Source organism: Arthrobacter sp. TB 26, assembly GCF_000427315.1.
In the GTDB taxonomy this organism is placed as follows: domain Bacteria; phylum Actinomycetota; class Actinomycetes; order Actinomycetales; family Micrococcaceae; genus Arthrobacter.
Map to the genome: position 1 here is coordinate 1 of NZ_AUPJ01000185.1, position 9265 is coordinate 9265.

At 67.0% G+C, this 9265-nt stretch carries 9 protein-coding genes; 3 read left to right on the forward strand and 6 right to left on the reverse strand.

The genetic code is table 11. The features are described from left to right. On the reverse strand, positions 1-797 hold a 797-nt coding region (locus K789_RS0106375; RefSeq protein WP_024366031.1), incomplete at its 3' end, for a Ku protein. Positions 798-837: 40 nt separating this feature from the next. Between K789_RS0106375 and K789_RS0106380 the strand changes: the two genes are divergently transcribed. Next, positions 838-3324: an ATP-dependent DNA ligase gene (locus tag K789_RS0106380; RefSeq protein ID WP_237739536.1), complete on the forward strand. Its 2487-nt coding sequence runs from the start codon at positions 838-840 to the stop codon at positions 3322-3324. 34 nt (positions 3325-3358) lie between these two features. Here the strand turns inward: K789_RS0106380 and K789_RS0106385 are convergent, their stop codons facing one another. Then, complete coding sequence (locus K789_RS0106385) at positions 3359-3619, reverse strand: hypothetical protein (RefSeq protein WP_024366033.1); 261 nt, start codon at positions 3617-3619, stop codon at positions 3359-3361. 85 nt (positions 3620-3704) lie between these two features. Next, positions 3705-3938: a hypothetical protein gene (locus K789_RS0106390; protein ID WP_024366034.1), complete on the reverse strand. Its 234-nt coding sequence runs from the start codon at positions 3936-3938 to the stop codon at positions 3705-3707. 410 nt (positions 3939-4348) lie between these two features. On the opposite strand from K789_RS0106390, the gene K789_RS0106395 reads away from it, so the two are divergent. Both K789_RS0106395 and K789_RS0106400 read left to right on the forward strand, forming a co-directional pair. Then, positions 4349-5962 (forward strand): MFS transporter, encoded by a 1614-nt coding sequence (locus K789_RS0106395; RefSeq protein ID WP_024366035.1) that lies wholly within the window; start codon positions 4349-4351, stop codon positions 5960-5962. A gap of 169 nt (positions 5963-6131) precedes the next feature. Then, entirely contained in the window at positions 6132-7193 is a 1062-nt protein-coding gene (locus K789_RS0106400; RefSeq protein ID WP_024366036.1) for an FUSC family protein, read from the forward strand. A gap of 4 nt (positions 7194-7197) precedes the next feature. On the opposite strand, the gene K789_RS0106405 is transcribed toward K789_RS0106400, so the two are convergent. The 3 genes from K789_RS0106405 to K789_RS0106415 all read right to left on the reverse strand — a co-directional run bounded on the left by K789_RS0106405 (position 7198) and on the right by K789_RS0106415 (position 9224). Continuing rightward, a complete protein-coding gene (locus K789_RS0106405; RefSeq protein WP_024366037.1) occupies positions 7198-7980 on the reverse strand; it encodes an SDR family NAD(P)-dependent oxidoreductase in 783 nt (260 codons plus the stop codon). Between the two features lie 29 nt (positions 7981-8009). Further along, positions 8010-8762, reverse strand: coding sequence for a hypothetical protein (locus K789_RS23950; protein WP_051180928.1), 753 nt, complete (start codon positions 8760-8762; stop codon positions 8010-8012). Positions 8763-8879: 117 nt separating this feature from the next. Continuing rightward, complete coding sequence (locus tag K789_RS0106415; RefSeq protein WP_024366039.1) at positions 8880-9224, reverse strand: GNAT family N-acetyltransferase; 345 nt, start codon at positions 9222-9224, stop codon at positions 8880-8882. Positions 9225-9265 lie beyond the last annotated feature (41 nt).

Sequence of the window (9265 nt, forward strand, 5' to 3'; positions counted from 1 at the left end):
GCCGCCACGCCCCCGCGCTTCTTCTCCAGGCTCCGTTTGAGGGCCTCCATCAGGTCGATCACCTCGCCGGTGCCGGACTCGGCAGCCGGGACGCCGAAGGTCTCCTCGGTGTCCAGCGACTCCCCTTTCTCCAGCTTCGCCTCGATGAGCTGGCGCAGCTGCAGCTGGTAGTCGTCGGTGAACTGGTCCGGCTCGAAGTCCGCTGCCATCGAATCGACCAGCGCGGCGGACATTTCACGTTCCTGGGCGGAGATGCGGATGGTGGTTTCGAGCGAGGGGAAGCTCGCCTCGCGCACCTCGTCGGCCCAGAGCAACGCCTGCAGCACCAGCACGTCACCGCGGATCCGCAAGGCCCCGAGACGGGTTTTGTCCCGCAGGGCGAACTGGACGATGGCCACCCGGTCGGTGTCCTCGAGCGCCCGGCGCAGCAGGACATAAGCCTTGGGCGATTTGGAGTCCGGCTCAAGGTAGTAGCTCTTTTCGAACATCATCGGGTCGAGTTGCCCGGCCGGCACAAACTGCACGACGTCGATCTCATGGCTGTTTTCTGCCGGGATGGATTTGAGCTCCTCGCGGCTGAGGACCACGGTGCGGCCGTCGTCCTCGTAGGCCTTGTCGATGTCCTCGTAGTCCACGATCTTGCTGCAGACCTCGCAGCGGCGCTGGTAGCGGATCCGTCCGCCGTCGGCGTTGTGGACCTGGTGCAGGCTGATGTCGTGGTCTTCGGTTGCGCTGTAGACCTTGACGGGCACGTTGACCAGCCCGAACGCTATCGCGCCTTTCCAGATGGCTCTCATGGATCAAGTGAACCGCACAGTCGCGTGGAGGTGAAGCCCCTTGGGTGAAAGGGTGCCGGCCAACAGCAAGGAGCGGGTCCGGGTTGGCGGACGCGAACTGGTGGTCACCAACCTGGACAAGGTTATGTATCCGGAGACCGGCACCACCAAGGCCGATGTCCTGGCCTACTACGCCGCGGTGGCGCCAGTGCTGATCCCCGCGGCCGCGAACCGCCCGGCCACCCGGAAGCGCTGGGTGCACGGCGTCGGGACGGCCGATGCCCCGGGCGAGATGTTCTTCCAGAAGAACCTCGACCATTCGACGCCGGGGTGGGTGCCGAGGGCCTCCATCACCCACAAGGAACGGACCATCCAGTACCCGCTGGTCAACGACCCGGCCACGCTGGCCTGGCTCGCGCAGATCGCGGCCCTGGAGATCCATGTGCCGCAGTGGCGCGTCGACTCGCACGGCAACGCACTGCCGCCGGACCGGCTGGTGCTCGATCTGGATCCCGGCGAGGGGGCCGGGCTGGCCGAGTGCGTTGAGGTCGCGAAGCTCGCCCGGACCATCCTGCAGGACGTCGGACTGGATCCCGTACCGGTGACCAGCGGCAGCAAAGGCATCCACCTCTACGCGGCCCTCTACGGCACGCAGAGCTCCGAGCAGATTTCCGAGTTCGCCCATGAACTGGCCCGCTCCCTGGAAGCCGACCACCCGGCGCTGGCCGTCAGTGACATGAAGAAGACGCTGCGCACCGGTAAGGTCCTGGTGGACTGGAGCCAGAACAGCGCCGCCAAGACCACCATCGTGCCCTACTCACTGCGCGGGAGGCTCCGGCCCACGGTGGCGGCGCCCCGGACCTGGCGCGAACTCAGCTCGCCTTCCCTGCACCAGCTGGACTACCAGGAGGTCATGAAGCGGGTGAAGTCCGGCAAGGACCCCTTCGCGGCCATCTCCGGCAGGAGGCGCCCCGGGGGCCAGCCTGACGGCCGCCCGGACGGCGACAGCGAAACAACAGGCGACGGCGGCGCCACCGACCCCCGGCTGGAAAAGTACCGTGCCAAACGGGACGCGGCCTCCACCCCGGAGCCCTTTACGGCTGAGCAGCACCGCGCCGGGACAGGACGCGCTGATACCGAAGGCGGCACCCTCCGGGAGAAGTTCGTCATTCAGGAACACCACGCCAGCCGGCTGCACTATGACTTCCGGCTGGAGCGCGACGGCGTGCTGGTGTCCTGGGCGCTGCCCAAAGGGGTGCCCACCAGCAAGACGAAGAACCACCTTGCGGTCCAGACCGAGGACCACCCGATGGACTACGCAGACTTCGAAGGCACCATTCCCAAGGGCCAGTACGGCGCCGGGACCATCAGCATCTGGGACCACGGCTACTACGAGTGCGAGAAATGGATCGCGGGCAAGGAAGTCATTGCCACCCTCACAGGCCAGGACGACGGCGGACTGGGCGGCTCCCGCAGGTTCGCGTTGATCCACACCGGCGGGGGAGGCGACCAGTGGCTCGTCCACCTGATGGACCCGCTGGGCGCGAAGAAAGAGCATGTGCCACCGGCGGCGGAGCCGGGGCATTCCGCCCCGGATACGGCCGACTTTGCGCCGATGCTGGCCAGCTCCGGCACCGCAGCCGACTTGCCGGACAAAGAGTGGCAGTTTGAACTCAAGTGGGACGGCGTGCGGGCCCTGATTGTCGCCGACGCGACGAGGATCCGCCTGATCAGCCGCAACGGCATCGACATGTCCGCGGCGTATCCGGAACTGACGGACCGCTCCGGCTGGCCAGGGCACGATTTCGTCGCCGACGGCGAGATCATCGCCGTCGGCCCCTCGGGGCGGCCCGACTTCGGGCTGCTGCAGGGGCGGATGAAGCTCACCAAGGCTTCCGACGTCGCGAAAGCGCAGGCGTCGACGCCGGTGCGGCTGATGCTCTTCGACCTCCTGTCCGAGAACGGCACGGACCTGCGCCGTCTTGCGCTCCGTCAGCGGCGGGCCCGGCTGGAGGCGTTCTTCACGTCTGCCGGGGGCCCGGTGGACCTCTCCCAGCTGATCGACGGCGATGTCCGGCACATCCTGGAAAGCGCCGAGGAGCTGGGGCTGGAGGGCGTGATGGCCAAGCGCACGGACGGACGCTACGTCGGGCAGCGCAGCAGGTCCTGGCTCAAGCTCAAGTTCGAACGCACCCAGGAAGTGGTGGTCGGCGGCTGGCGGCCGGGCAAGGGCGAGCGCGGGCAGTCCGTCGGCTCACTTTTGCTGGGGATCCCGGACGGTTCCAAGCTGCGCTATGTCGGTCGCGTCGGCAGCGGATTCAGCACCCGGGAACTCAAGGAACTCCGCCAGAAGCTGGATGCCCTCCCCCGCAAGACCTCGCCGTTCGGGGACGTGCCGGCCGCCGACGCCTCGGACGCACACTGGGTGAGTGCCAAGCTCGTCGGGGAGGTCACCTATGGGGAATGGACCGGCAGCGGCAAGCTCCGGCACCCGGTCTGGCGCGGCTGGCGGCTGGATAAGCGCCCGGAGGACGTGGTGATTGAATAAAGCCGGTCCGGCCCAAAACTGGGCCGGACCGCCGTCACTTGTCGCGGTGCGGGATGTCCGGGCGGCTCGTCCGGTGCTCAGCGGCCTCTACAACCTGCTGGTTCTGCAGGCCGCGAACTTCATCGCGGTCCTTCGGGTGGCGGTGCTTGCCGCTTCCATCCGGCCACGAATGCCCCTCGGAGGCGGGCGGCGGAAGGTGGTGCACCTGCTCGGGGCCAGGCGCCTCGTCCATGGACTCAGCCAAGTGGCTGGCCACCTCAGGCTCGATCTCGTCTCCGGAGTGATGATCTGCCATTGCTCTTCCTTTCCGCTGTGCACCTAGTGCCGTGAATTGAAGTGTCCACCCATCGTAGGTCGGCCGGCTTGCGATGTCTGTAGCGCTACCAGCGGACTTTCTTCTCCGCCGGGCCCTGCTTGCCACTGACGTGGGTGGGCTTGTGGCTGTGGCCGACACTTTGTGAGGCCGCGCCACCCCGCGACTTGCTCGCGAGCATTTCTTTTTGGGCGTCGGTCAGGCGGGACTTGATGCCTGTCCCCTGCTCCGGCTCGGCCTGGGACTTGTCGTCCGCCTCGGCCCCGCTGTTGCCGCTCTTCTTGGTCTCTTTGCCAGTCATGGACTGTTCTCCTTGTGTGGCTCGTGGTCAGCACTGCGCTGTGGTCAACCCTAGGCGCTTTCCGGATCCCTTGGGTACCCCCTCTGCCCGGCTTTCGCCCGGCGCAACCGGGGCCCGGGCAGGGTGGACCGGCCCCGGCCCAAAGGCATGATTCAGGCCGGAAAACCGGCTCCCGGCCGCCCTGCGCGGAAAAAGTTTGCGCAGTCGGAGGTGAAGACCGGCAATTCCCAGCATTGGCGCGGTGAAACAGCCGAAAAGAAAGCTGCCATCCGGCCCCCGATCAGGGGCGAAATGCCGGATGATACGGCACCAAACTCGGAAACACCATAGAAATCGCGTAAAATTGAAAGCCTGCCCAGAGCGGGGCAGCTACAAGTCGCAAGCAAATGACCTCCATAGGAGCGGCCCAAATGCCCAAAGACCGAAGCACGACCGACTCTTCAGCAGGCGTCATGAACGCCAGCGGAACCAACCAAGTTGCACCCAAGGGTGCGAAGAAACCAAAGCTGCGGACGCGGCGTCGACTCAGGGAGTCCGACGTCAACGTCGTCAATAAGCCGATGCTCAAGAAAGCACTCGGCGGCACCATCGTGGGTAACACCATGGAGTGGTACGACGTCGGCGTGTTCGGCTACCTGATCACCACCATGGGGCCGGTCTTCCTGCCCGAGGCGGACAAATCGGTCCAGACCCTGTTCCTGCTGGGAACATTCGCCGCCACCTTTATTGCCCGCCCCCTCGGCGGGGTCATCTTCGGCTGGCTCGGCGACAAGATCGGCCGCCAGAAGGTCCTTGCCACCACCCTGATGCTGATGGCCGCGAGCACCTTCGCCATCGGCCTCCTGCCCGGCTATGCCCAGATCGGAATGTGGGCTGCTGCCCTGCTGGTGCTGCTCAAGGTGGTCCAGGGCTTCTCCACCGGCGGCGAATACGCCGGTGCCACCACCTTCGTCAGCGAATACTCCCCGGACAAGCGCCGCGGCTTCTTCGCCAGCTTCCTGGACATGGGCAGCTACCTCGGCTTCGCCCTCGGCGCCGCTCTCGTCTCCGTGCTGCAGCTGACCCTTGGTCAGGCCGCCATGGAGGAGTGGGGCTGGAGGATCCCGTTCCTGCTTGCCGGTCCGCTGGGCCTGATCGCGGTCTACTTCCGGAGCAAGATCGAGGAATCCCCGCAGTTCCAGGCCACCCTGGATGCCCAGGAGCACCTTTCCAAGGACGCCGCGTCCTCGGGCGCCTCAGCTTCGAAGAGCCCGGTGGGCATCGTGAAGGCCTACTGGCGTTCACTCATCGTGGCCATGATCCTGGTGGCAGCGGCGAATACCGCCGGTTACGCCCTGACGTCCTATATGCCGACGTACCTCACGGAGTCCAAGGGCTACGACCCGGTCCACGGCACCCTGCTGACCATCCCCGTGCTGGTCATCATGAGCCTCTGCATTCCGCTGACCGGCAAGTTGTCTGACCGGATCGGACGCCGCCCCGTGCTGTGGATCGGTGCGCTCAGCACCGTGGTCCTGGCGGCCCCGGCGTTTATGCTGATCGGTGTCGGAGAAATCTGGTCCACCCTTCTGGGCCTCGGCATGATCGCGTTCCCGGTCACGTTCTACGTGGCGAACCTGGCCTCGGCATTGCCGGCGCAGTTCCCGACGGCGAGCCGTTACGGCGCCATGGGCATCGCGTACAACTTCTCCGTGGCCATCTTTGGCGGCACCACGCCGTTCATCGTCGCCGCCCTCATCGGCGCCACCGGCGATGACATGATGCCGGCCTACTACCTGATGGCCACCTCGGCGATCGGTGCCATCGCGATCTACTTCCTTAAGGAATCGGCCCAGCGCCCCCTGCCGGGTTCCATGCCCAGCGTGGACACCCAGGCCGAGGCCAAGGAGCTTGTTGCCAACCAGGACGAGAACCCGCTGATCGACCTGGTGGAAATGGACATGCCGTACGCCGCAGCGCCGGCAGGTTCGGTTGCTGATCCGACGGCGCCCCGGAACACCGAAAAGGTTCCTGCTGACGCCTAAGCTTGCCCTCTGGCAGCCCGGTCGGGTTCATCCTGAGCCCGGCCGGCTAACCCGGATTCTGTAGCAAAGTCCCGCCCGTTGAGGCCTGCTTTGTGTGTCTGCCCCTTGGGTCGAACACACACGGCAGGCCTTAGGCGCGTCCGGCCCCACCCTGGAATTGGAGGCATCCGTGCAGTCCCTCGGCGCGCATCTGCGCACCCTCCACAGCCTGGCTCCGGCCAACAAAGACCACGTCTCGGCTGTTCGCGTGGCCGTTAGCGTGGCCGTGCCATCCGTCCTGCTCCTGGCTGCGGGCCGCCCGGACCTGATGATCTACGCGGTTTTCGGCGCCCTGACCGGCATGTACGGCCGGAACGAACCGCATCAGCTGCGCCTCAAGCACCAAGGCCAGGCGGCCTTCCTGCTGGTGGGCGGGCTGGCCGCCGGCGTCTTCCTTTCAGTGAACCAGCTCCATTCCTGGGTGCTCGTCGTCACCGAAACGCTGCTGGCGGCAGCGGGCTCCCTTTTCGCGGACAAGGTCGCCCTGAAGCCCAACGGCCCGTTCTTCGGAATCCTGGCCCTGGGCGCCTGCGCCTCCGTCCCCACATCGGTGCCCTGGCACACGGCGGTCCTGATCGGCGCCCTGTCCGCCGTCTTTTCCATGGCGGTGGGGTTTGGCGGCTGGGTGCGGGGCCGGGCCTGGCAACGCGGAGCCGTACGCGCTGTCCCGGCGATGCTCGGGGCGAGGCGCCGGGCCGCCTGGATCCATGCCGCCCGCTACCTTGCCGCCGTCGGGGCGGCCGGCTCCGTCGGGGTGCTCAGCGGAAGCGGGCACCCGCACTGGGCCATGGCCGCCGCTGCGGTCCCCCTGGCGGGAGCGGATATGCCAAGCAGTGTGCACCGCGGCCTGCACCGGATTGTTGGCACCCTGCTGGGCCTCGTGCTGGTTGCCGTGGTGCTGTTCCCCTGGGCCTTCTCGCCCCTCCGGGCGTTCCCCGGCCACGAGGCAGCCGTCCTGGCCCTCCTGGTGATTGTCCTGCAGTTCACCACGGAGCTGTTCATGACCAGGCACTACGGGCTGGCCATGGTGTCCTTCACTCCCGTGATTCTGCTGATGACCCAGCTCGCCGCCCCTGCCGACCCCCAGGTTCTGGTGACCGAGCGCGCCGTCGAGACTCTGGCGGGAGCCGGGCTGGGCATCCTTGTTGTGGTCCTGATCCGCCGGCGCCAGTGTTCGGCCGGCGAGGGCTGAGCGGCTATTTGGCGCGGCGCGGGGGCCCGGACACGAGCCTGTCCGGCAGTACCCGGGCGGCCGCGGTCAGCACCTTGTAGCGCTTGGTCGGGATGGAAACGGCCCTGCCCCTGGCGTTGTCAGCGAGGCCTTCACGCACCACCCGCTCGGCCTGCAGCCACATCCAGCGCGGGGTTACCGTCTTGTCCATGCCCATCCGGTCGTGGAACTCGGTGTGGGTGAACCCAGGGCAGACCGCCGTCACGTTCACGCCCTCCTTGGAGTAGGCGAGGTTTGCCCAGCGGCAGAAGCTGACAAGCCACGCTTTCGCCGCCGAGTAGCTTCCTCGGGGCAGGAACGCTGCCACGCTGGCAACGTTGATGATCCTGCCCGAGTGCCGGCCGAGCATGCCCTGCAGAGCAGCGTGGGTCAGCTGCATGGCGGTCTCCACATGCAGCTTCAGATGCCGGGTCTCCTCCGCGATGTCGTTCTCCGCGAAGGAACCCAGCAGGCCGATCCCGGCGTTGTTGACGAGGATTTCCACCGGCCGCGCCGGATCGGTGAGGCGCGCGACGACGGCTGCCACGCCGGCGTCGTCCGCGAGATCGGCGGAGAGGACCTCGGCCCGGACGCCGTACCGGTTCTCCAGCTCCTCCGCCCGGGCCTGGAGCCGGGCGGCATCGCGGGCCACGAGGACCACGTTGTGGCCCTGTTCCGCGAGCTGGCGGGCGAATTCCGCCCCGATGCCGGCCGTGGCACCGGTGATCAGAGCCGTGGTGTCAGCCGGGGTCGCGGCACGTGAGGTCATGGCGACAGCCTACCCGTGCGGGCCCGGCCTCAGGCCAGGGCCTGCCCCGCGGCCAGTTCGCCTTCCGCGGGACCGCCTGCGGCGCCACGGTGGCGTTTCTGCAGCTCCTCGGTGGCCAGCTCGTACCAGGTGTGCGCGCCGAAGGACGGGCTGGCCGTGTCGAGGTGCCGGTACAGGGCGTCGGCCAGCTGGTCCAGGGCCACGTCGGACAGCGCCCGGACGGTCGCGGCAGGGTCGAGGGTTCCCTCGAAGTACTCGGAGAGCTCCAGGCCGTTAATGGTGTTGAGCTTGGCAGGGACCGGGCTGCACGCCTCGTCCAGCCCAGGATCCAGCGGCCCCCCGGAGGCTGCGACGCGTGACACGCCGGCGGAAGCGCCAGCAAGGGTCTCGGCAGCAAGGTCAAGCGCCGGGACTGCCGCGAGTTCCCCCTCGAGGCCGGCGAGGACTTCGCCGTCGGAGCCCACGTGCAGCAGGCAGATCGGCAGGTCCGCGGGTTCGGCCAGGGTGACGCGGAACGGCTCCGCGCCGGCCCCGGTTCCCGGCACGCCGGGAGCCACGCTGGCATCGGCGATGGACCTGAGCTGCAGGAGGATCTCCGGGTCCAGGTGGGAGGCACCGTGAAGGTCGATGATCACATCCGTTCCTGCACCGAGGCGGCCCGCCCGCCGCATGATGTGCATCAGGGAGGGAAAGTCTGGTTGGGTAAGGCAGCCGGTGACTTCGAGGGTCACGTGTCCGGGATCGACATCCACACGGACAAGCACACGCAGTTTATGGTTCACGGGGTTCTCCAAAGGGACACGTCCAAGAGCCAACTGCATAACTCTGCTAAAACCTTACGAGGTTGTTGCCCCTGTCACAAGCTTGCGCGGCTGTCCGGCCCGCAGCCGGCCAGGGTTTCAGGCTCCGGCCGGTGGCTGCTCCGGCCAGTCGATGTACTGGGTGTAGGAGTCGTGCTTCCGCAGGTACCGGTACATAAAGGGGCAGTTCGGGATGATCCGCTTGCCGGACGCTACGACGTCGTCCAAAGCGAAGTGGGCCAGCACCTTGCCGAGCCCCTGGCCCTGGAACGGCTCCGCCGTATCAGTGTGGATGAAGTCAACATGGCCGGGCTCGTCAATAAAGCGGATCTGGACGGCCAGCTTTCCGCCAACGTGGAGCTCGTAGCGGTGCAGCTCATCATTCCGGGTGGTGGATACGTCCGGGCTGAACGTGTCTTCAGTGGCTGCCGAGTTCTCCGTCATGGTTCGACATTGGCACTTAAAGGCGGGCGTGGCAATGGCGG